We start from the raw sequence: 21,945 nt of genomic DNA on the forward strand, positions 1-21,945 counted from the left end.
AAAAATGCCTCCTTATATACCCGGCATGAACCTGAGCTCTTGAAGCTCTGAAGAACGCAAAACCCAATTCCAGAGGGGTTGCGTGGGAACGCCTTGTTGAGGGTCCCGGCAGCCTGCTAAAAGGAGAGAAGTGAAAATGGCTAAAGTAATCGGTATTGACCTCGGGACCACCAACTCCTGTGTCGCCATCATGGATGGCAAGGACTCCAAGGTGATCGAAAACTCCGAAGGCGCGCGTACAACGCCTTCCATGGTGGCTTTCACCGAAGAAGGTGAGCGTCTGGTCGGTCAGCCGGCCAAGCGTCAGGCTGTGACCAACCCGGAAAATACCGTCTTCGCGGTCAAGCGCCTGATCGGCCGCCGCAATGAAGACCCGACCGTTGAAAAGGACAAGGGCCTCGTTCCCTACAAGATCGTCAAGGCGCCTAACGGCGATGCCTGGGTCGAATCCCGCGGCACCGGCTATTCGCCTTCGCAGATTTCCGCCATGATCCTTCAGAAAATGAAGGAAACCGCGGAAGCCTATCTCGGCGAGAAGGTCGAAAAGGCCGTTATCACTGTTCCGGCATATTTCAACGACGCCCAGCGCCAGGCCACCAAGGACGCCGGCAAGATCGCCGGTCTCGAAGTCCTGCGCATCATCAACGAGCCGACCGCAGCTGCCCTTGCCTATGGCATGGACAAGCGCGAAGGCAAGACGATTGCTGTCTACGACCTTGGCGGCGGCACCTTCGATATTTCGGTTCTCGAAATCGGCGATGGCGTCTTCGAAGTGAAGTCCACCAACGGCGACACCTTCCTCGGCGGTGAAGACTTCGACATGCGTCTCGTCGAATATCTCGCAGCCGAGTTCAAGAAGGAACAGGGCATCGAGCTGAAGAACGACAAGCTTGCCCTGCAGCGCCTCAAGGAAGCTGCCGAAAAGGCCAAGATCGAGCTTTCGTCCTCGCAGCAGACCGAAATCAACCTGCCGTTCATCACAGCCGATGCGACCGGTCCGAAGCACCTGACGATGAAGCTGACCCGCGCCAAGTTCGAAAGCCTGGTCGACGACCTCGTGCAGCGCACCGTTGCGCCGTGCAAGGCCGCACTCAAGGATGCCGGCGTGTCTGCCGCTGAAATCGACGAAGTGGTTCTGGTCGGCGGCATGAGCCGCATGCCCAAGGTCCAGGAAGTCGTCAAGCAGCTGTTCGGCAAGGAGCCCCACAAGGGCGTCAACCCCGATGAAGTCGTTGCCATGGGTGCTGCCATTCAGGCCGGCGTTCTGCAGGGCGACGTCAAGGACGTTCTGCTGCTCGACGTGACCCCGCTGTCGCTCGGCATCGAAACGCTCGGTGGTGTGTTTACCCGCCTGATCGATCGCAACACGACGATCCCGACCAAGAAGAGCCAGGTGTTTTCGACCGCCGAAGACGGCCAGCAGGCCGTGACCATCCGCGTCGCCCAGGGCGAACGCGAAATGGCCTCCGACAACAAGCTGCTTGGCCAGTTCGACCTCGTCGGCATTCCGCCGGCACCGCGTGGCGTCCCGCAGATCGAAGTCACTTTCGACATCGACGCCAACGGTATCGTGCAGGTATCGGCCAAGGACAAGGGCACCGGCAAGGAACACCAGATCCGGATCCAGGCATCTGGCGGTCTCTCCGACGCCGACATCGAAAAGATGGTCAAGGATGCCGAAGCCAATGCCGAGGGCGACAAGAAGCGTCGTGAAGGCGTGGAAGCACGCAATCAGGCCGAGAGCCTCATCCACTCGACCGAAAAGTCCCTCAAGGACTTCGGCGACAAGGTGACCGAGGACGACCGTGCGGCAATCGCCGCTGCGATCGAGGCGCTCAAGGCAGCGACCGCATCGGAAGATGCCGATGCCGAGGACATCAAGGCCAAGACTCAGGCGCTACTCGAAGCGTCGATGAAGCTAGGCCAAGCGATGTATGAAGCTCAGCAGGCAGAGGGTGGCGCTCCGGGCGAGGACGGCCCGACCGCCGATGACAACATCGTCGATGCAGACTTCGAAGACGTCAGCGACGACAAGAAAAAGTCGGCTTAAGCTGATCGAAATCAGGCCTGCAAGTTCGCTTGCAGGCCTTCTCAATTGACCATCCTTTCAAAATCTGGCGCCCCCGTGGGCGCTGAACCTGAAGAGAGGAATGGAAGATCCAGAACCAAATTCAGAACGCTTGCGCGTCCGGTACAGTAACAAATGGCAAAACCTGATTTTTATGAAACGCTCGGCGTGAGCAAGACTGCGGATGAAAAGGAGCTCAAGAGCGCCTTCCGCAAGCTCGCCATGAAATGGCACCCCGACAAGAACCCCGGCGATCATGAAGCAGAGAAGAAATTCAAGGAGCTCAACGAAGCCTACGAAATGCTGAAGGATCCCCAGAAGCGCGCGGCCTACGACCGTTTCGGTCACGCTGCCTTCGAACAGGGTGGCCCGGGTGGGCAGGGCGCCGGTTTCCAGAATGCCGGTGGCTTCTCCGACATCTTCGAGGACATCTTCGGCGAAATGATGGGCGGGCGCCGTCGTGGCGGCGGCCAGTCACAGGGCCGCGAGCGCGGCGAAGACCTGCGCTACAACATGGAAATCTCGCTCGAGGAAGCCTTCACGGGCAAGGTTGCGCAGATCCGTGTGCCGTCATCCATCACTTGCGATGTCTGCACGGGCTCGGGCGCAAAGCCGGGAACCAAACCGTCGACCTGCGCGACCTGTCATGGCTCGGGCCGTGTCCGCGCGACACAGGGCTTCTTCTCGATCGAGCGCACCTGCCCGACCTGTCAGGGCAAGGGCCAGACGATTTCCGATCCGTGCACCAAGTGCCATGGCCAGGGCCGAGTCACCGAAGAGCGCTCGCTGCAGGTCAACATTCCAGAAGGCATCGAAGACGGCACGCGCATTCGCCTGCAGGGCGAAGGCGAGGCTGGCTTGCGCGGTGGCCCGTCCGGCGATCTCTACATCTTCATGTCGGTTCGGCCGCATTCGTTCTACAAGCGCGATGGCGCGGACCTCTATTGCATGGTCACCATCCCGATGGTGACAGCGGCGCTCGGCGGCAAGTTCGAGATCTCCACGCTTGACGGAACCAAGTCGCGCGTGACGGTTCCCGAAGGTACCCCGACCGGCAAGCAGTTCCGCTTGAAGGGCAAGGGGATGCCGGTGTTGCGGTCGCACCAGACCGGCGATCTCTACGTGCAGATCGTAGTGGAAACGCCGCAGAAGCTCACCAAGCGCCAGCGCGAACTGCTCGATGAGTTCCAGCAGATCTCCTCGAAGGAAAACAATCCGGAATCGAGCGGCTTCTTCGCCAAGATGAAGGACTTTTTCGACACGCTCAGCGACTGACGGTCTCCGCATCGCAGGTTCTTTGAACGCCCGCCCCTGTCAGGGGCGGGCGTTTGTGTTTTGAAACAATTGAAACGAATCTCGCGTCGCGGCGAACTCCGGCTGAAATGCAAGAGCCTTAGACAGGTCCTCAAGTGAGACATGGAGGCTTAAATGGCTCAGATCAGCATTCAGACAATGACCGGCTCTTATGACGCGACAGCGGGCGGCAACGAATATGTGCTCGGAACCGGCAGGTCGATCACCTCACCGGGCGGCTTGACGGCGCTCGATGCCGGCAGCGACGCAACCGGTCGCAGTTTCTCTCTCCACGGCGAGATTTCTTCCAAATACGGCGCTGGCGTTATAGTTGGTGATTTCTACACGCATGGGGGCAAAGCCAACACTCTGGTCGTTGGCAGCACTGGGACCGTCTCTGGTCTCGATGGGCTCATAGTCTATGCGGACGAACAGTGGGCGACCAATCAGGGAACACTCAAGGGCACGGGGAATGCCGGCTTTTTTGGCGTAGCTGACGACTTGCGCTTTACGAACGCGGGCACGGTAGAAGGCAAGCTTCGAGGGGTCGACATAACCGGCGACGGCAGCGACGTGATCAACCAGGGCACGATTCGCGGCGAGAGTGGGATTGCCTTAGATGGGACGACCGCCAACGTCTCCAATAACGGGCTCATCGAGGGGACCAAACTGGCCATCGACGCGACAGGGATCACCCTCGGTGCCATCGTCAGCAACCGTGGCACGATCAATGGCAACGTGACCTTCGGCGCGGGCAACGATGTGTACCAGAACGATGGCGGTACCATGAACGGCATTGTTCGCGGCGGTGCAGGCGATGACCTCTACTATGTCGACAAGGCGGGGCTGGATATCCGCGAAGCCGCCAATGGTGGGTCGGATTTCGTCTACGCCTCCGTCAGCTGGACGCTCGGCTCCAATTTCGAGGATCTGATCCTCTACGGCGATGGTAAGGTGAACGGCACCGGCAACGACCTCGCCAACCGCCTCATCGGCAATGATTTTGACAATCGGCTGTCGGGTGGCGCCGGCAGGGACGAGTTTGCCGCAAACAGGGGAAACGACGTGCTGAGGGGTGGTGGTGGCGCCGACACCTTCCTGTTCGAAATCGGCAATGGCCATGACCGCATTCTCGATTTCGGCAATGGTGCCGACAGGATCGAGCTCGACGAGTTCGACCCGATCACCTCCTACGGCGACCTGATGAAGCATCACCTGACGGTGAAGGGCGACGATCTGGTCATCTCCGCCGGCGACGATGCTTTGACGCTTGTCGACGTCTCCAGGGCGGAGTTGGACAAGGCCGATTTCATCTTCTGAGGCGCACTCCGGCAAAGGCGGGACCGCGCAGAGCGCCCGGAGTTTATCTTTTCTTGAGGATGAATTTATCAATTCGGCACATACATCGGCCATGAAGCGCAATTTCAGATTTCAATAACAACTGTCCGCTATCCCTGAACCTGATTGCGAAAAGAAGGTTCAGCCGTGCGCCAATATTATCGGATGTTTCGAAGCCATGTGCTGCAGCGGGTTATCCCGAAGTCGCGGGCAGCGTTCGAATCCTCCAGGCCCATTGAGGTTGATGGCTATTTCTCCATGACCGCCGGTATCGCCGAATCCGCCCGGCTCTGCGTCGATGCATTGGCGAGAGCCCGAATTGCGGTGAAGATCGGCGATGTCAGCCCGGATCTCCAGGAAGCGGGCGATGTCGAGTGGCAGCGTCCGCCGCAGCCGGCCGACAATGCGTCCACCCGTATCGTTCATCTCAACCCGCCCATGCTGCCGCGTGCCATCGCCAGGATAGGTCTTGGCAAGTTCGCCAGAACCTACAATATCGGCTACTGGGCCTGGGAGCTTGAGATCATTCCCGATGAATGGAAGCGGGCGCTGCGTTACATGAACGCCGTATTCGCTCCATCCTCGTTTACCGCCAGGGCTATCGCCAGACACACCGATATCCCGGTAATCGTGGTTCCGCATCCGGTGACGCCTAAGCCGGCGGCGCCGGGCATGCGAGCCCGCTTCGGCATACCCGAGGACGCGTTTCTGATCAGCACGATCTTCAGCGCCGGTTCCTCGATAAACCGGAAGAACCCCGAGGCCGTTTTCGAGGCATTTCGGATGTTTTCGGCAACCCACCCAGAAGCCTATCTCCTGATGAAGGCCAGCGGCAACCCGGCACGGGACGAACGCCTGGGCGCATTGGTCGAACGGGCAAAGCAAAGCAGCAACATCAGGATCGTTGCCGACCTGCTGCCTACCTCGCATGTCAACGGCATCATCGCGCAGTCGGACGCCTATGTCTCGTTGCATCGGTCGGAGGGGTTTGGGCTGACGGTCGCCGAGGCGATCCTGAGTGGCACCCCCGTTGTTTCCACCGGCTGGTCGGGCACATCGGATTTCTGCGATCCCGACAATACCTGGAACACCCGCTACCGGCTGATTCCGGTCGTCGACACGCATCCGGAATTCGCCGGGCTGAAGGATGCTGTCTGGGCTGATGCGGATGCGACTCACGCGGCGATCCAGCTGAGCGAGATCGCAGGCGATCCGTCCGCTGCTGCGGCGAAAGCCGGCCGTGCGAAGGACTATCTCGAACGCTATTTGGCAGAGCATACTTACAGAAAGGCGCTGGCGCAGCTGGCGTCGGCATGAGCAAGAGAGAATAATGGCTAACGGGATTGTCGCAAACTCGATCGTCAACGCGCTGGCCGGCTTTATGCTGCTGGTCACCGGCTTTGCGTCGGCAATCATCACCGCACGACTTCTGGGACCGGAAGCCAACGGTATCATCGCGTTCTCCCTATGGCTCGTTGTGTCCGGCGCCTCGATCGCCGAGCTCGGCTCGTCGGTTTTGCTGCTCAAGATGCTGCCCCAACTCAAGGCGCAGGGTTATGACGAACATCGCCGCAAGGGTTTTGCGGCGATCCTCATCATCCCGACGGTGTTTGCTACTGTCGTGCTTGTGGCGCTTTATGGCGTCTTTTTCCTGACGTCGGAGCAACTGCATTGGGCGGAGACCGCCCCCAGCGTGGCGCTGGTAACCGGCATCCTCTTCGTCATGCAGGCAATCGGCTCTTTCTCGAAATTTTACCTGATCGGTGAAAAGCGACTTGGAAGTTTCTTCAAACTTACCATGCTCGTTTCACTGGTACAGATGGCCGGTGTGCTGTTCGGCGCGATCTATTATGGGGTCGAAGGCGCGCTAGTCGGTTATGCGTTCGGCCAACTCGTGTTGTTCATCGCGACGTTGCCGATCATTCTGACGCGGCGCGACTGGTGCGACGTACCGAAGAACTACCTGACATCGTCCTCGATCATTATTTCGCTCGAATTCATTGTCGATTCGATCTTTCTCAACCGGCTTGAGCTGCTTTTCCTGCAGCAGTTCTGGTCGGTGAAGATGGTCGGTTTCTATGCAGTCGGACTGTCGATCGCCAATATGGCGCTGCAGGTGCCGATCCAGCTGACGGGCAGTCTGCTGCCCTACTATTCCGAGCGCCGGCATGAAAGTGGCGGCGGCGGTCTGTCTGCCGATGTCATCGGCGGCGTTGTCCGCAGCCTGTCCTACATTACCCTACCGATGAGCCTGGGGCTGGCGGCGATATCCGAAGAGCTTGTGGTGACCGTGTTCGGCGAGCCGTTCCGCGATGCGGGCATGATGGTGGCGCTGCTCGCGCTTGCGGCTCCCGGCGCGGCCTTCATGCAGACGCTCAGCCTGTATCTTCTGTCACAGGACCGGGCAAAGGAACGCCTGTGGATCGGCGTCATTGCGGGTGCGATCATGGTCGTCGGATGTCTGGCGCTGGTGCCGCAGTTCGGTGGCGAAGGTGCTGCGGCGACACGCATCGCGGTCTTCGTGGCGATGTGCGTGATGATGATCAAGCTTCTGAAGTTCGGAAGTGAGTTCAACAAGCTCTATGTGACGCTGCTCAAGGTTGCACTTGCTTCCGCAGGATGTGGCATGGCGGCGCTCGGCGTTCTTTCGTTGCAAGGCGGCCCGATAGGCCTGCTTCTGGCCATTGTGGCCGGCGCGGTCGTCTATGTTCCCGCGCTCAAGTTGTTCCGCGCCGTGCCGGAAGAGGATGCCGATCTGATTCGACAAAGCGCTCGCAAATTGCCTGGAAGGCTGCGTGGATTTGGCGAAGCTATTGCAAACTTCGTATGTCCACCGACCGTCGAGGCAGTTGCGACTGTGAGCCCCGCAATACCTTCCGCCATATCGACCGAGGGCGCGGGCCGGCAGGCAGCACTTCCTGTCGTGTTCGCCGGAACACTGGGCCATTTCATGCCGGAGGACATGGAAGTTGAAAAGCGCGATGTCGCCGTTCTGCTGCTCAGCCCCTGGGGCTACGATGAGATGTGCCTTCGCAAGTCCTACCGTGTTCTTGCCGAGCGCTTCGCCGCTGCGGGAATTGCGAGTTTGAGGTTCGACTTCCCCGGCACCGGGGACTCCATTGACGCTACCGACTTCGGCGCCGGCATTGCCGTATGGGAAGAAGCCGCTTTGGACGCTGCGCGTCAATTGAAGGCGCTGAGCCATTGCGACCGGCTGGTGGTCATCGGACAGGGGATTGGCGCGACGATCGGATATCGGATCGCCGAACGGATAGGCGGCGTCGAAGCGCTCGGCCTGCTTGCGCCGGTTGCGAACGGACGTACCTATCTACGTGAGGTCTCCTTCCGGGCGAAGTTCATTTACGAGGATCTGGGACTCAGCGACGCGGATCGTGAGGTCGAGGGTGTATCGATTGCCGGACTGCGCATGCCGGACGAAATCGCTGAAGACGTTCGCAAGATCAAGCTGGGCGGTGACGAAAAGGTGGCGATAAAGCACGCGCTGATCGTGGAGCGCGGACTCAAGATGGCGGATACCACGTTGCTCGATGCGTTGGCCGCCAACGGAGCAACTGTCGAGCAGATCGAATATGCCGGCTACGACGAATTGATGACAATGCCGTTGACAGCGCGGGAGCCGGTGGAGGTCATGAACCGTCTCGTGGATTGGGTGAGCGCTTTGGCGACGCCTGGGACGCGGCCTGCGGCGTCCGAGCGTCCCGACTCGGGCTTCTTGGAGGGCGAGGGATTCCGGGAGCAGCCGGTGCGCTTCGGTGTTCACAAAAATCTCGTCGGGGTCGTTTGTTTGCCGGCTGATGGTCCTTCGACCGGAGCGTCGGTGCTGTTGCTCACCACCGCCTATGATCGTCATTCCGGCTGGGGCGGCAGCATGGTCGCGATGGCGCGGCAACTCGCGCGGCATGGCATCGCGTCGATGCGCTACGATTCCTCGAATATCGCGGACAGCCCTCCGCGACCGGATGCGCCCGATCGCGTCCTATATTCGGAAACTCAGAACGAGGACGCGGTCGCTGCACTCGATGTGCTCGAAGCACACAAGCCCGGGCCGTTGATGGTGGCAGGGCGGTGCTCCGGCGGCTATGTCGCATTCCGTACAGGTCTGGTTGACCGGCGTCTGTCTGCCATCGTTACGGTCAATCCATTCGTGTTCTATTGGAACCCGGACGAGAAAGTTCCAGAGGACATCAGTGTCGTGCCGCGGAGCCTGGAGGACTACGGCAACCGGTTTGCACGCGTGGAGACCCTCAAGCGCCTGTTCAAGGGAGAGATCAATATCCGGGCGGCGCTCCGTAACATGATCGTCGCCATGAGTAGGCGCATCTCCTTCCGGATCGCGCCGCTGCTGATGCATTTGCCGGGACGAAGCACCGTCGCCAGGGAAGTGAAGCGTTCATTTGCGCATTATCATCAGAAAAGCATTCCCGTGACTGTGATGTACAGCGAGCGTGACGTCGGGTTGGAGCATCTCTATTTTCATTTCGGCGCCAATGGACGACGCATTTCGCGCTATGAAAATGTCGAACTGATCATGATGCCGCAGACCGATCATAATCTCACGCCGGCGCGCGCGCGCCGCCGGTTGTTCGACGAGATCTTCAAGCTGGCAAAGAGGGCATGAAGCCAGTCCGGTTTACCCGGCCTGGCGGTTCAGCCCAGTATATCATTGTAAAGTGCGACGTAGCTGTCGCCGACGCTGTTCCATGAATAGGCTTCGCTCTGAGCGATGAGCGTGGCACGGGTCTGCGCCGGATCGGCTGAAAGCCTGCCCCACGCAGCCAGCATAATCGTTGCGGCAGCGGAGGGACTGGAAAAGTCCGCAAGGCTGATGAGGTCGTGTTTGCCCGCCAGCGCCTGGTAGGCGGTGTTTTCCTGCAAGACCGGAAGAAGCCCCGCACTCATCGCTTCAATGGCAACGAGGCCGAAACCCTCGTATTCGGAGGCGGACGCGAAAAAGCTGGCGCCGGAAATCACCCGGCAGATTTCTTCGTTGCTCAATCCTGTAAGCAGCCTGACGTGACCTGCAAGGCCTCGATCCCCGATCATCCGGGTGAGGTCGCTGTTTGACAGGTCGGATGGCACGCCGATGATCTCCAGCCGCCAATCCGGTTCTCGATCGACCAGCGCCCGCATCATGCCGATCAGGCGATCGAGCCGTTTGTTGGATGAGAACCGTCCGATTGTCACAATCCGTTTTGTCGGTACGGGTGAGGCCTGGTCCTGAAACTTGTCCGTATCAGCACCGTTTTCGATCAAGCGCAGGTTGGCGCGGCTGATCGGCGTGAATGTCTCGACGTCCGAGCGACTGCAGCCTACCAGGTATCGGTAGCGCCGCGATGAAAATCGCGTGAGCGTATTGAACCACAGGCTTTTGATCGCAGCGAAGCGACGTGTGTGGAAGAAGCCGCCATGGGTGGTGGCGATCATCGGCTTGCGATGCAATAGCTTGGTCAGCGCAAGGAAATCATAGAAAAAATCGACTGCATGCACATGTACCAGGTCGGCATCGCCGATATGTCGCAGCACCGAAGGTGCGATCGGATAGCGGGTCGACCCCTTCCAGGGAATGCGAGCCACCTCGATCCCCTCGATCGTCTCACGGTCGCTGAGCGGTAGCGAGGGATCCGCAAAAAGCGAATCCAGGGTCACGACGCGGACGCGATATCCTCGCCGGATGAGTTGTCTGCTGAGGTTGAAAACCACATCCTCCAACCCCCCGCGATTTGGCAGAAACTGACGGACGACCTGCACCACCAGCGGCGAAGCGCTTGTGCCGGACATCTTTGCCGAATTGCGGTCGACGGTAGTGTGCATTGAAAATCCAGTTGTTGTAGGCTGGGATGCCGGCTGTGCTCGGGGCGGTGATAATGGCGTCGAGGCCGTTAAGATCGCGTTTATCGAGGTTGAGAGCGCTATCGCTGGTTGGCCGCAGGCGGATTAATAAAGCTGTAAGTTCACTGGGTGTTCACCATGTGATGAGACATTGACACGGTGTCGTGCGGTCATCTTTTGGGATGGGCGCCTCAAACAAATAAACAAGAAGATGAAATCGGCAGGGCTTTCGCAATGGACGTCTTTCAGTTGCCGGGCATATTGCGGAAGCGCTGGATCTATGTTCTGGCGCCGACAATTCTGTTCGTGGCGTTCGCGCTAGCATACGTGGTTGTCGTCAAGCCGACGATCCCCGTGACTACAGACATTCTCATCGATCCGCAGGGGCTTATCGCCGAAAAGAGTGATCTCGTGCCCGCCGCTTCGTCGGCTGGCAATCAGGATTCGGCTGTCCTCGAAAGCCAGATCTATGTGATGCAATCGAGCGAAATTCTTGACGTCGTTGTCGACAAGCTCGATCTCACCAAGGATGGCTTTCTGTTTAGGGGCAACCTTGCCAACAAGGATTTCGCCCGTACCGCAACCGTAACGGCATTGCAGAAGCATCTCAGCATCGAGCGCGCGGGGCAATCCTTCGTGCTCACCCTCACGGTCAAACATAGCGACCCGGCCAAGGGTGCCGAGATCGCCAACGCAATTGCTTCCGTCTATCTGAAGAAAGATCACGAAGCACGCAACGATGCATCGAGCCGTGCCAGCGGCGCCTTCGAGCTCCAGGCCGAAACACTTGCCGCACGCGTTCGAAAGGCGGAAACGGAGCTAGAAGCCTTCAAAGCGGCACATGATCTGGTGTCTACCGGCCAGCAAGGCCTGGTCATCGACCAGCAGCTCGAAGGCGTCAACAAGCAGCTGATCGCTGCGCGCACGGATCTCGGCGTGAAACGGTCGAGCTACGAGCAGGCGCGCTCGCTGACTGCCGGGTCTGTACAGGATGGGGCTATTCCTGAAGCCCTCGCATCAACAGCGCTCGGCAGCATGCGCGCGCGCTATGCAGACATGGTCGCGAACATGAACGAACTTGCTTCGTCTTTGGGAGCAAGCCATCCGCGGATGATCGCGGCGCGCTCTCAGGTCGCTGGCATGCGTCAGTCCATTGAACAGGAACTCGCCCGCATTCGGCAATCGTTGCAAAGCGGCATGGAGCGGGCGGAGGGCAACGTTAGAGCTCTCGAAGCCAGGCTTTCGGAATTGACCAGGTCCAGCCTCGATACGTCAGAAGCCGGTATCAAGGCACGCCAGTTGCAGAGCGAGGTCGATACGCTGCGGGCGCTCTACAAGGCGTTTCTGGCCCGTTCGGAAGAACTGGGGCAAGGCGATGCCGTCAACGTCAACAATTCCCGCGTCATCTCCAAGGCCGTCGGGGTCGGCGGCTCCGGAATGCTCGCCAAGCTGATGGTTCTGGTCGCAGCGACCCTGTTCGGTATTGCGGCCGGTTGCGGCTTGGCGGTCGCACGGGAATTGCTCGGTCGCATGTTAACACGACCTGGCACAGATATGCCGGTGGCAGATAGCGAACCCGTTGGTGTTGCCAGCAAGCCGATTGCCAACGAAGGCGATCCCGGACCGCTCTCGATGCGAAGCCTGCCAATCGCGGTGGACCTGTTGCTGCATCTGCACCAGCCGGACCAGACGTCGACCATCGTCCTGCTTTCGCTCGACAATGACAAGCCGTCGCCAAGCATTTTGCCGAGGCTCGCTGATGCCCTCTACCGCCACTCCAAGGACGTGCTCTATTCCTCCGGTGAGGGAGCCGATCTCAGCGACCGGCGCCATGCGGTCGACGCGCCACTCGGCGATGTCCTCAAGTTCCGTCGCCTGTCGCCGATTCCCGAGCACCCGGCAGATAGCTCCGCTCCAACGTTCCGGAACTCTACCAGCCGCCGCAAGACGGCCGACTACGTATTGATCGACGCAAGTGGCGGCGAGGCAAGCCGTCATCTCGACGAGCTGCTCGCGGAGGCCAGCGGTATCCTCATACTCGCCGACCAGCATGATGGCCAGAAGAAGATCGATGCCTTCATCAAGTCGCTGGCGCCTTTCGAGGACAGGATGCTCGGCACACTGATCGTCGATAAGACGACCTGACCATGGCGCTCGCGGGCGACAGCATCGCGCACGCGTTCGCTCCGGACGCTTCCGAGAGCATGCTGGTACGCTTTTGCGGATGGCGGCAATCGCAAGCGTACTCGCCGGCCTGACTTTCAATCTGGTGCTGTGTTTCGTCAACACGCGCTTCATGGGCATCAGCGACAGCCATGTGATGTTGATGGAAATGGCAGTAACCGGTACCGCCTTCCTGGCGGCGCTGGATCGCAGGGTAGGGCTCTACGTGTTCCTCGCGATCTTCCTGACCTATATGTTCTTTCTGTTCGCCCGGCCGACTTCCCCCAAACGCAGGGGTTCTGGAAAAGAGTATTTGGCGGCAGGAACAAGCAGTTGAACGAAGACCCCTCAATTCAGCGACGGGCAGTTCTTTCCCTCGGCTGAAAAATCGCTGAGAGCCGGCTTAAGGGCTGCAAGTTGTGGCCGATCGCCTTCGGCCGTCGGCTGAATATTGAGCTCTTCCGTTGCCGGCCACCAGTCACCGGCGACCCAGTAGGTCCAGCCGGTCCACACGTCCTTGTTATCCTCGGTCACATCGACCATGCCCTTGAGCGCATCGATACAGCGCACCTTGCCGCCAGGCGCGCCGAATTCACCGAGAAATCCGCGGAAACCATGCTCGCGCAGCCAAAGCGTGAAGCTCTTGAGTGCATCGACCGCATCGTCCGAGCGCGAGCAGTTGTTCTTCGTGCCGGAAAAGTCGTCATCGAGATATTGGTGAACCTCGAAGGCAAAATTCTTGCCGGGATCCTCGAACCGCGCCATCGCCACGCCGTTGGGTTCGCCGTAGATCGGCTGCATCCAGCTGTGGGCGCCGGTCCAGGCGGTGCCCGGCACCAGTATGAGATTGTCGGCGCCGGCCTTGCCGCGAATTGCCGCGGTTGCCTGGTTGGCGGCATTGAGCCATTGGGCTATCGGGATTTTTGCCGGCTCGTTCATCAATCCGAAGATCACGTCGTGCTCGTTGGCGTAGAGTTTGGCAAGCCGGGCCCAGAAGTCGCCGAACGCGGCATCCGGAACGAGTTCGCTGCCGACGAGGTGGCCATTGTAGCGGGCGTAGTTGTGTGGGTCGAGAATGATCCGCATGCGATGGGCGCGGATCCTTTCGACAGCCTCCTTGAGCCGGCCGACTTCATCCTTGTCCAGCGGCTGCATGAGTTTCGGCTGAAGGCGCTCCCACATGAATGGCAGCCGAACAGTATCGAAGCCCTTTGACGCGAAATAGGCAACGGTCTCCTCGGAAGGCCAGGTATAGTCCTTGTTGATCTTGCCGCCGGGCTTGCCGAACTCCGCGCCGGAAAGGTTGATGCCGCGGAAACAGGGTGTGGCGGCCGTTGCCTGTGCAAACGTCGATCCACTCATTGCAAGCGCAACGCCTGCTGTGAGTGCTGCCTTCAGAATCTTTCGCGTCTTCTGTGTCATGAGATACTTACTCGAATTAATATTGCGGCGCGCTATCTCTCGAAAATCACCGGACTATGGCTTGAAATTGTTAATTTCCCGACGTGAGGTCAACTCGCAGATTGTTCAGATGCTGATGGCTGTAGCAACTCCTAGATAACGGATGACACCCTCCGGTTTATTGCCGGCGGTTGCAGAAAAACTTGCGATCCGGACCATTTTTTCTTGCCCCGGCGCCAGATGGAACCAATTGTCGTCGGGCAGCCACCCGGGAACCGCGATATTGACCGATTGTGCGAGCCTGTCGGTGGAGAGCGCGATCACCCAATCGCCGTCCCGGCGATCAAGGCTTGCAGTAATGTTTGCCTCATGCATCGCTGCCGGCCGACCCTTGGGGTAGTGGAACGCCGAAGCGATTTCCGCACCTGTTTCCAGGTCTTTCAGGGTCGCGACCGTTACGTCATGGGCGGCTGGCCCGAAGCGGAAGGCGTAATTGGTATCGAAGAATGCACCGAACAGTTCCGTTGCCGGGATGCTTATCGTACCGCGCGGGGCAAGCTCGATCTCTATGGAGCCCGCCACGACTTGCGTGGCGCCGTCCCGCAGGCATCTGACCGTAAGCAAAAGCGGTACTGGATGCTGGCTTTCGTTGATCACATGCACATCAAGTCCGCTTGTGCCCTCATCGCTGAGCAGCACCTGCACGGGTTTAAACGCTCGGCGAAGCCCATGCCAGACCGGCTTCGGCAAGCCGGTGGAATCGATCACGCCCCAACCTGCCCCTGGCAGAAGATCCTGCAACGTCCAGACCAGCGCCCCCGCGGTCTGCGATCCCGGCCGGCGCCATTCCCCATAGGTCGCTTCGGCGACTTCCACCGTGGTGGCGCGCGAGAAATCCAGATAACGCGCCGGGTCTTCGCGCCTCAGCCGTGCAGGCTCGAAGCCGTAGAGTTCAGTCAGATAGTGGTCGCGAATGTCTTCGAAATCCCAGGATGCACTCCGGTCTCTGGGCACGCGCGCTTTCCAACGCGGATGATGGACCGCCGGAACAGGCAGATGCGTATCCAGCGTCACCTGCTCCGGAACGTGGGCGAAGGCGAGGCTTTCAGCCGCGAAGCGCACGTTGGCGCGCCTTGCATCGTCCAGCGGCCGGCAATAGGCGCCGACACCGTAGTAATGCGTCACCGATTGATTGGGCGAAAACGGCATGGCTCCGCCGAAGGGCGAATTGGGGATGTAGATCACGTCAGGCCGATAGCTGTCGTAGATCGCCGGCAGGATTTCCTCGGTCAGCGGCCCGGTCCAGAATTTCTTCGGCATGCCCAGCATGGCTGCCTGCTGGTAGATTTCCGAACCGCCGCACAGCACGGTCAGCGACGGCGAACCCTGGATGCTCTTCAGAAGGTCCGAGGCTTCGCGCTCCACCAACTCGACCCAATCGGCATTCGATGCCGGGTAGTCGAAGTTGGCGAACATGAAGTCCTGCCAGACCATCAGCCCCAGCTCGTCGCAGATCGCGAAGAATTCGGATGTTTCGTAGGTCATGGTGCCGCCGATGCGGACCATGTTCATGCCGGCGTCGCGGGCACGTTCGAGCCATGGCCGGTAATCTTCGCCACCACCGGGCAGGCGGACGATATCGGCATTGGTCCAGACGGCGCCACGGCAGAAGATCGGCACGGAATTGATCTCGATGGCAAAGCCCTTGCCGTCCGGTCCCTGGTCGAGCGAGATGTTGCGGAAGCCGATGCGGGCGAGCACGTGGCTGACATTGTCGATCACCAGCGCTGCTGGGAAAATGGCCGGCTCGCCATGGGTATGCGGCCACCACGGCTTGACATCTGGAACCTCGAGATGCGCCCGCAAGCGTCCATCAGCCGATATGGTGACGGGAACGGTGTGACCGGCACAACTGACCTTCAGGTCTCCGGCGCGGCCGGAAAAGCCGAACGAGACATCGAGGATACCGTTGCCGTCCGTATCGATCGCGGTTTGGATGCGGAGGTCGTCGATCTCGACCTCGCTGTGGCGCACGAGATGGATAGCTCTGAAGGGACCGATGGCTTCGACATCGGGGCACCAGCCGGGCATATGGCCAAGCAGCGTGGCGCGCACCAGCCGCATGCCGGGTGGCGTGATCATCTGCGGCCGCCAGCGGGCGCGCGGTCCTTGCACTGCAAGGTGTGGATTGAGCGCCCTAAAGCAGATGGCCAGCTGGTCGGAGCCGGTGAGGGCGATGGGGATATCGTGGCTGATGAACTGGCTGACGCTTTCGAGCACCCGCTCGCCGTTTAGATAGACCTCGGCGATGGTGGCCAGCCCGTCAAATTGCAGGCGACCCGGCCCCGGGCGCTCACCCTCGATGGCGGCGAGATACCAGTAGTCGCAGTCGTTGAGGCTGGCCGGGTTGGCCCGGTCGAATTTGCCTGAACGTTCCAGGGCCTGAGCCACCGTGCCGGGCACCGGCGCGGCAATGGTGCGAGCGGAGGCGGGGATATCTGCCGGCAGCGCATAGGCGCCCGCTTCGGAAACGACCAGCGCCCAGTCCCCTGCCAGAGAGTGTTTCGTCTGAAGTCCGGCTGACGTTCCGTTCATATCGATCCTTCTCTCATGAAATCGATCACCCCGCATACGCCGGGATGATCGTGAAAAGGCCGAGATCGTATCAACTCAGTTGATTCGGCTGTGCAATATCCCTGCAAGTTGATCCCATCCTTCGATGGCAGGATCAAGCGCCGTGGCGAGCGGTTCGAACTTCTTGCGGGTCAGCGCGCGCGCGAGCTGAAATTGCGCCGTCTTGGCCGCTGTTGCAATCTGCAACGCGGCATCGGCAGCGGTTGTCAATTCGCCCTCGGGCGACAGCCACTGGAAATGGCTTGCCGCCAGTTCGAAATTCGCCCCCAACTGCCGAAGGGTGTTGAAGGCATATTTGTGAAAATATTCGAACGGGCGTTCTGCCAGCGCTTGTGCCTGTTCCGGAAAGTGGCGCGCAAACGCTGCGACCGGGTTTTCCTTGGGCATTCGTCTTATATGGCGCTCCAGCAGGGTTTCGGCGGAGGTGCGCAACTGGCTTTGGTCAAGAGGTCGGTCCGGGAACTTGGCGAATTCCGTATAGGGCAGGAAGGGTGGTCCGCCCGCGGGATATAGCCGCCCGAGCAGCCCGTCGAAATCCTCGCCCTTCAGCTGGAAAAACCCGCCATTGTGGAAATAGTCGATTTCCTTGTCCCGCTCCGAAATCCGGTTGATGCCGACCGTGGTCTTGCCGTGTTCGGTGCGATAGGCAACGCCCTGCGTATCAGGCATGTAAAAGCTGTCCATCTCCACCAGGCAGAGCCGGCCACGGCCGATCTGTTCTGCGACATGCGCCTCGACCTTGTCGAAGATCGCAAGTTCCATCACGCGGATGTCGTAGAGCGTCTCGAGATCGTCGAGCGGCACCTTGAAGAAGGTGAATTGATCGCCCTCGAAATCCTGAGTGACGGTAAAACCCAGCATCGCCTCCGGCGCGAGGCCCCGCGCATTGAGGACCTCGATCCACAGATCGACATAGCAATTGGTCTCCGGCCAGATCCGCTCGGGATTGTGCAGCCGATGAGGCTGATAATCCCGGGGATCCAGGAGCGGGAATACGGCAGTGGTCATGGGTCTGGTCTCAGCCCCACAGCGTCTTGCGAACCGCGTCCGGCCAGAGCGCCACGTCCAGGCCATGATGGGCAAACAGCGCCAGCGCGATGCGTTCGAGGCCGAAGCCCACGCAAGCGGTGTGGGCAACGCTGCCATCCTCGAGGTTGAGGTCCCATTTGGCGCCGAAGGCGTCCTGATGGTAGTTGAAGCTCATGCAGGCCGTCTTGTTGGCCGTCGAGGTGACCGGGATCAGCAGTTCGAACTTGAGGTTCTGGTCGCGCTGGTTGTTGGCCAGCAGACGGCCGGCGCGGCCGAAGAACGGGTCGTTGGCAATGTCGATCTCGACGTCGAGGCCGACGAGCTTCATCATCTCGACGCCGCGATCCATCCACGTCTGGCGGAATTCGGTGACGTGATGCTCCGTGCCCATGCAGACATATTCGCGCATGCGGAACATCTGCTGGCGGGCCGGATCCTTCGAAGGCTCGTGGCGGAAGCAATAGGACTGGAGATCGTAGAGACCGCCAGTCATGGCGATCGGGCCGCGTTTGGCAATCGTCGGATAGAGCGGGTAGCAGGCTGCGGGCGTCAGCGCGATGTCGGTCGACTTCTGCTCCTTCGTCCAGTCTCCGCCTTCCTCCATGCATTTCAGCAGGCTCATGTGGTCATGGTCATGGCCGCAGAAGGAGTGAACGGTGCCCGCGAGCTGCGGGAAGCTCTTCATGTAACCGCTTTTTTCGAAGTAGGCCATGTTCATGCCGGGTGGGAATCGGATGGCTTCGGCGCCATCGGCGCTGCCGAAACGGTCAACCAGGCGCTCGAAAGCGGCAATCACGTCTTCGAACTGGCCGGAGCGGCCATATAGACCATCAACGCCGGTTTCGATCAGCAGGCCGGACTCGAAGAGCCGGTCGAGAAGGGAGACTTGCATATCCATAGTGGTTTTACCCCAAAAGACTAGTGTCCTGCTTGTGGATCAGGAGCATGTTGGACGTATTTCCGAGAATCCGGTCGTTCGAAATCATGAGTTGGGCAGAATGCGCATCGCGAAGATGCCGCCCGAGACTGAAAGGTGTGCCGTTCTTGTATCCCATGATGCCGCAGATCAGCATCGCGTGATTGATGATGGTGAGGATCGTCTCCGAAGACGCAATCTTGACGTTGTTCATCGCCACGGCGAAGGCGACGGACGACAGCTTGTCCTCGTCGCGCCGGGCCTCGTCGTAAGCCTTGATGGCAGCCACGACGTTGGACTTCATCATCTGCAGAAGATTTGAAACTTCTGCCAGGCGGATGGCGCCGGGCGGCACCTGGCCGGGCGACTTGCGGGCCGCTGCACGAACAAAGGCTTGTGCGCGTGCTACTGCATCGACGGCGATGCCGTACCAGACGCCGCTCCAGAGAATATGGGAATTTGCTAGCATCGATTGCGCCGCGATCTCGGCAAATGCTTTCGGAAAGATCTGGGCGGCCGGTGCTTCGCCCTTGAATAGAAAACCTTCCGAGCAGGTGCCGCGCATGCCGAGCGTATCCCAGTCGTGGGTCTTTTCGAGCGTGTATTGATCGCGGAGGAAGGCAGTCATCACCTGGTCTGTGGATGCCGCATCCTTGTGGGCGCGGGAGGTGATCAGGATAGCATCGGCTTTGGCGCCGTAGGAAATGACCGTGGCATCCTTGGTCAGACGGCAGATATCGCCCTCGATTTCTACCGCGCAAATCGAGTTGCGCAGGTTGCCGCCGATGCCGCCTTCGGTCGTCGCCGAGCCGAGAAGCAGCTGATTGGCGACGATGCTGCGCATGAAGTCGCAGTGCCAGTCGCTGTTGTTGCCATGCTCGACCAGGCTCGAGAGCTTGATGTGGTGCATGGCGAAGATCATCGCGCTCGATGCGCAGGCCTGTGCAATGATCGAGCAAAGCTCGGCGATCTCGCCGGTCGAGGCGCCTTCTCCGCCCAGATCGGCGGGGATCTGGATGGAGAGCAACCGTTCGGCCTTCATGGCATCGACGGCTTCGTCGGGAAAACGGCCCTTGTCGTCCACGCAATCGGCATAGGCTTTCGCCACCGAAGCGACGCGCTGGGCACGGTCTGTCAGGCTACCTGTTGCCAGATTGACGGGGATGTTCATCAGGCGACCTTCCTGTCCTCGATGATGGAATTGACCGTGCGCTCGATGGCTTCGATGCTCTGGAAAGACTTCCGGTTGAGCAGGCTGTCGGGGAACTCGATGTCGAAATTCTCCTCGATGGCCAACATCAGCTGAACGGATGCAAAGGACGAAAGGCCGGCAGCATAGAGATCGGCGCTGTCAGCAAGATCGTCCACAGTCACCGGCAAGCCAGCGTGTTTTTTCAAAAGCTCGCGAATATTCGTGCTCATCCCTGTACTCCTTCAAATTATCAGCGCTTCCGGATTTTCATTCCGGATTGGCACAGACCATAGGGAAAAGGGTCTAAGAATTAACTAAATCTATTGGTTAAGCATCGGTAATGCGTGAATTGCAAGTTGCATATACTAACTTAGGAAAACATTTACTATCCGCAGTGCGTCACTTGAACTGCATCGGAACCGACATCGGCCAGCTCTTGCGTTTGGCCTCGGCCGGGATTGCGGGGAAGGGCGCGGCACCGCTGACGATCTTCAAGGCCGCGCTATCGATCTTTTCCTTGCCGGAGCTATGGGCAATCCGCAAGCCCGAGACACTGCCGTCGGCCGTGATCGTGAATGCCACAGTGACATTTCCCTTGCCCGGGTTGCGGATGCGACTCTTTGCCCGCATCAGCTTTTTCCGGATTACACCCGCATAATTTGAACGTGCAGCATTGCCGATCTCGCGGTTATCAGAATCGCCACGGGAATTGTCGCTTGCCGTTTCGCCTTTCCTGCGCGCGTCGACGTCGCCCTTCCTGGCCGTCACGGATGCGTCGCCCTGATTGCCCTTTTTCTTTTTTGCCTTATCGACAGGCTTTTCCTGCTTCTTGACGTCTTTCTTGGGTTTTTCCTTTTGCGGCTCCTGCTTCTTGAGGTCCGGCTTTTTCTCGACGGTTTTGGCTTCTTCGGGTTTTCTGGGTTCGACAGGTTTCGGCTTGGCCTCATCCTTGACGGGTTCAGGAACGGTCGCCGATATATCTTTTTCCGGCTGCTGCACGGTCTTTTCTTCGACCACGGGCTTGGCGACCATCTCGGTTTTGGTAACGGCAGTATCGCGGGCTACGAGGATATCGGGAACGGCCGCACCGAGCTGCGGCATCGGCAGGTCTTTCAGGATTTCTGCGGCCTGCGGCAGAACGTTCTTCACCACTTCAGGCTGCTTGACTGGTTCGGGCTGTTTGTCGACGGGCTTTTCTATCGGTTCTTCAGCTTCTTCCTTCTGGCCTGCGGACACTGCGGCAGCATCGGCTTCGCCCTCGATGACCACGCTGATGACTGTCACGCCTTCGACCAGCGTATCCTCGTCCGGCAGCGTCACGGCGACATAGCTGACGGCAAGCGCCATCACGGCATGCAGAAGCACTGACAGACCGAAGCCGCTGCGCAGCAATCTGTGGGCAAGTTTCCGCGACGATTGGGGGATCTCGCTTGCAACGGTCGGAACGTCCTGATGCAGGGGCACGTGCTCGCCCGGCGAGCACGGAAAGGTTTCCATCCCCGTCTCGGAGCCCAGATACTGGGAAATCCCGTCGTCCTTTGCAAAGGAACAGCGAGGGACATCCCTGAAGTGATGCGAAAAGATGGCGCGCGCCGCGTCGTTGGAATTGGCCGGCTCGAACCGCAATTCCCGTAGATTGACCACGTTGTCGCCGGCGGGTTCCAAACTCAGCCCTCGCCCAGATGTGGCTGGCGCATTCTTCCGGTCAGAGGTTTTTGCATGACGGACTCCGTGTTCATTCGGGTCGCCCGGCTTCGTCAAAATCTTTCAACAAAATTAAAGTCGACTATTCCAGACAGGTATTGCATCAATAATGAAATATGAGTAACGAAGTCAACAATGAATACCACCAGTGAACAGGGAAAGCGGCATGATGGCGGCGGAAGACATAACCGCTCAGGCTCAGCAAACCGGAACAGCCAGCGCTGATGTAGCGCGCCTTCCGGAATACGATACGCGCTCCCTTTTCGATGGTGCGCGCGAAATCGTCATCCATCACGCCGGGGCGGCGTACAGGATGAAGATCACCAAACAGGGAAAACTTATTCTCAACAAATGACC

At 59.5% G+C, this 21,945-nt stretch carries 16 protein-coding genes; 8 read left to right on the plus strand and 8 right to left on the minus strand.

Annotation, left to right across the window (positions count from 1 at the left end):
* The first annotated feature begins 136 nt into the window (after positions 1-136).
* The 5 genes from dnaK (at position 137) to JJB09_RS00680 (ending at position 9,338) form a co-directional block, all read left to right on the plus strand.
* Positions 137-2,050 (plus strand): molecular chaperone DnaK, encoded by a 1,914-nt coding sequence (dnaK, locus tag JJB09_RS00660; RefSeq protein ID WP_201651782.1) that lies wholly within the window; start codon positions 137-139, stop codon positions 2,048-2,050.
* Between the two features lie 153 nt (positions 2,051-2,203).
* On the plus strand, positions 2,204-3,343 hold the full coding sequence (gene dnaJ, locus JJB09_RS00665) for a molecular chaperone DnaJ (RefSeq protein WP_201651784.1): 1,140 nt from the start codon (positions 2,204-2,206) through the stop codon (positions 3,341-3,343).
* A gap of 153 nt (positions 3,344-3,496) precedes the next feature.
* Positions 3,497-4,681 (plus strand): calcium-binding protein, encoded by a 1,185-nt coding sequence (locus JJB09_RS00670; protein ID WP_201651786.1) that lies wholly within the window; start codon positions 3,497-3,499, stop codon positions 4,679-4,681.
* A 165-nt stretch (positions 4,682-4,846) separates the two neighbouring features.
* The gene (locus JJB09_RS00675; RefSeq protein ID WP_201651788.1) at positions 4,847-6,016 is read left to right on the plus strand and encodes a glycosyltransferase; all 1,170 of its coding nucleotides are present in this window, start codon (positions 4,847-4,849) and stop codon (positions 6,014-6,016) included.
* Positions 6,017-6,029: 13 nt separating this feature from the next.
* Positions 6,030-9,338 (plus strand): oligosaccharide flippase family protein, encoded by a 3,309-nt coding sequence (locus JJB09_RS00680; RefSeq protein WP_201651790.1) that lies wholly within the window; start codon positions 6,030-6,032, stop codon positions 9,336-9,338.
* 29 nt (positions 9,339-9,367) lie between these two features.
* Here the strand turns inward: JJB09_RS00680 and JJB09_RS00685 are convergent, their stop codons facing one another.
* Positions 9,368-10,531, minus strand: coding sequence for a glycosyltransferase family 4 protein (locus JJB09_RS00685; protein WP_201651792.1), 1,164 nt, complete (start codon positions 10,529-10,531; stop codon positions 9,368-9,370).
* A gap of 252 nt (positions 10,532-10,783) precedes the next feature.
* Here JJB09_RS00685 and JJB09_RS00690 point away from each other — a divergent pair, with 252 nt between their 5' ends.
* Complete coding sequence (locus JJB09_RS00690; RefSeq protein WP_201651794.1) at positions 10,784-12,694, plus strand: GumC family protein; 1,911 nt, start codon at positions 10,784-10,786, stop codon at positions 12,692-12,694.
* 79 nt (positions 12,695-12,773) lie between these two features.
* Positions 12,774-13,049: a hypothetical protein gene (locus tag JJB09_RS00695; RefSeq protein ID WP_201651796.1), complete on the plus strand. Its 276-nt coding sequence runs from the start codon at positions 12,774-12,776 to the stop codon at positions 13,047-13,049.
* Between the two features lie 11 nt (positions 13,050-13,060).
* Here JJB09_RS00695 and JJB09_RS00700 read toward each other — a convergent pair whose 3' ends face one another.
* The 7 genes from JJB09_RS00700 to JJB09_RS00730 all read right to left on the minus strand — a co-directional run bounded on the left by JJB09_RS00700 (position 13,061) and on the right by JJB09_RS00730 (position 21,549).
* Complete coding sequence (locus tag JJB09_RS00700; protein WP_201651798.1) at positions 13,061-14,134, minus strand: glycoside hydrolase family 5 protein; 1,074 nt, start codon at positions 14,132-14,134, stop codon at positions 13,061-13,063.
* A 105-nt stretch (positions 14,135-14,239) separates the two neighbouring features.
* On the minus strand, positions 14,240-16,708 hold the full coding sequence (locus JJB09_RS00705; RefSeq protein WP_201651800.1) for a glycoside hydrolase family 2 protein: 2,469 nt from the start codon (positions 16,706-16,708) through the stop codon (positions 14,240-14,242).
* Positions 16,709-16,783: 75 nt separating this feature from the next.
* On the minus strand, positions 16,784-17,755 hold the full coding sequence (locus JJB09_RS00710; protein WP_201651802.1) for a DUF1839 family protein: 972 nt from the start codon (positions 17,753-17,755) through the stop codon (positions 16,784-16,786).
* A 10-nt stretch (positions 17,756-17,765) separates the two neighbouring features.
* Positions 17,766-18,674 (minus strand): amino acid--[acyl-carrier-protein] ligase, encoded by a 909-nt coding sequence (locus tag JJB09_RS00715; protein WP_201651804.1) that lies wholly within the window; start codon positions 18,672-18,674, stop codon positions 17,766-17,768.
* Positions 18,675-18,681: 7 nt separating this feature from the next.
* Complete coding sequence (locus tag JJB09_RS00720) at positions 18,682-19,863, minus strand: acyl-CoA dehydrogenase family protein (RefSeq protein WP_201651806.1); 1,182 nt, start codon at positions 19,861-19,863, stop codon at positions 18,682-18,684.
* Entirely contained in the window at positions 19,863-20,114 is a 252-nt protein-coding gene (locus tag JJB09_RS00725) for an acyl carrier protein (protein WP_201651808.1), read from the minus strand. The genes JJB09_RS00720 and JJB09_RS00725 overlap by 1 nt, the downstream gene beginning before the upstream one ends.
* A gap of 169 nt (positions 20,115-20,283) precedes the next feature.
* On the minus strand, positions 20,284-21,549 hold the full coding sequence (locus JJB09_RS00730) for an energy transducer TonB family protein (protein ID WP_201651810.1): 1,266 nt from the start codon (positions 21,547-21,549) through the stop codon (positions 20,284-20,286).
* A 205-nt stretch (positions 21,550-21,754) separates the two neighbouring features.
* On the opposite strand from JJB09_RS00730, the gene JJB09_RS00735 reads away from it, so the two are divergent.
* Positions 21,755-21,943, plus strand: coding sequence for a hemin uptake protein HemP (locus JJB09_RS00735; RefSeq protein WP_201651812.1), 189 nt, complete (start codon positions 21,755-21,757; stop codon positions 21,941-21,943).
* The last annotated feature ends 2 nt before the right edge of the window (positions 21,944-21,945 follow it).

It is taken from the genome of Phytoamicus setariae (assembly GCF_016722925.1).
Lineage (GTDB): Bacteria > Pseudomonadota > Alphaproteobacteria > Rhizobiales > Rhizobiaceae > Rhizobium_E > Rhizobium_E setariae.

Excerpts from the sequence above, each read along its gene's own strand:
- dnaK (WP_201651782.1), top strand. The coding sequence starts at position 137 with ATGGCTAAAGTAATCGGTATTGACCTCGGGACCACCAACTCCTGTGTC.
- dnaJ (WP_201651784.1), top strand. The coding sequence starts at position 2,204 with ATGGCAAAACCTGATTTTTATGAAACGCTCGGCGTGAGCAAGACTGCG.
- JJB09_RS00670 (WP_201651786.1), top strand. The coding sequence starts at position 3,497 with ATGGCTCAGATCAGCATTCAGACAATGACCGGCTCTTATGACGCGACA.
- JJB09_RS00680 (WP_201651790.1), top strand. The coding sequence starts at position 6,030 with ATGGCTAACGGGATTGTCGCAAACTCGATCGTCAACGCGCTGGCCGGC.
- JJB09_RS00685 (WP_201651792.1), bottom strand. The coding sequence starts at position 10,531 with ATGCACACTACCGTCGACCGCAATTCGGCAAAGATGTCCGGCACAAGC.
- JJB09_RS00690 (WP_201651794.1), top strand. The coding sequence starts at position 10,784 with ATGGACGTCTTTCAGTTGCCGGGCATATTGCGGAAGCGCTGGATCTAT.
- JJB09_RS00695 (WP_201651796.1), top strand. The coding sequence starts at position 12,774 with ATGGCGGCAATCGCAAGCGTACTCGCCGGCCTGACTTTCAATCTGGTG.
- JJB09_RS00700 (WP_201651798.1), bottom strand. The coding sequence starts at position 14,134 with ATGACACAGAAGACGCGAAAGATTCTGAAGGCAGCACTCACAGCAGGC.
- JJB09_RS00705 (WP_201651800.1), bottom strand. The coding sequence starts at position 16,708 with ATGAACGGAACGTCAGCCGGACTTCAGACGAAACACTCTCTGGCAGGG.
- JJB09_RS00710 (WP_201651802.1), bottom strand. The coding sequence starts at position 17,755 with ATGACCACTGCCGTATTCCCGCTCCTGGATCCCCGGGATTATCAGCCT.
- JJB09_RS00715 (WP_201651804.1), bottom strand. The coding sequence starts at position 18,674 with ATGGATATGCAAGTCTCCCTTCTCGACCGGCTCTTCGAGTCCGGCCTG.
- JJB09_RS00720 (WP_201651806.1), bottom strand. The coding sequence starts at position 19,863 with ATGAACATCCCCGTCAATCTGGCAACAGGTAGCCTGACAGACCGTGCC.
- JJB09_RS00725 (WP_201651808.1), bottom strand. The coding sequence starts at position 20,114 with ATGAGCACGAATATTCGCGAGCTTTTGAAAAAACACGCTGGCTTGCCG.
- JJB09_RS00735 (WP_201651812.1), top strand. The coding sequence starts at position 21,755 with ATGATGGCGGCGGAAGACATAACCGCTCAGGCTCAGCAAACCGGAACA.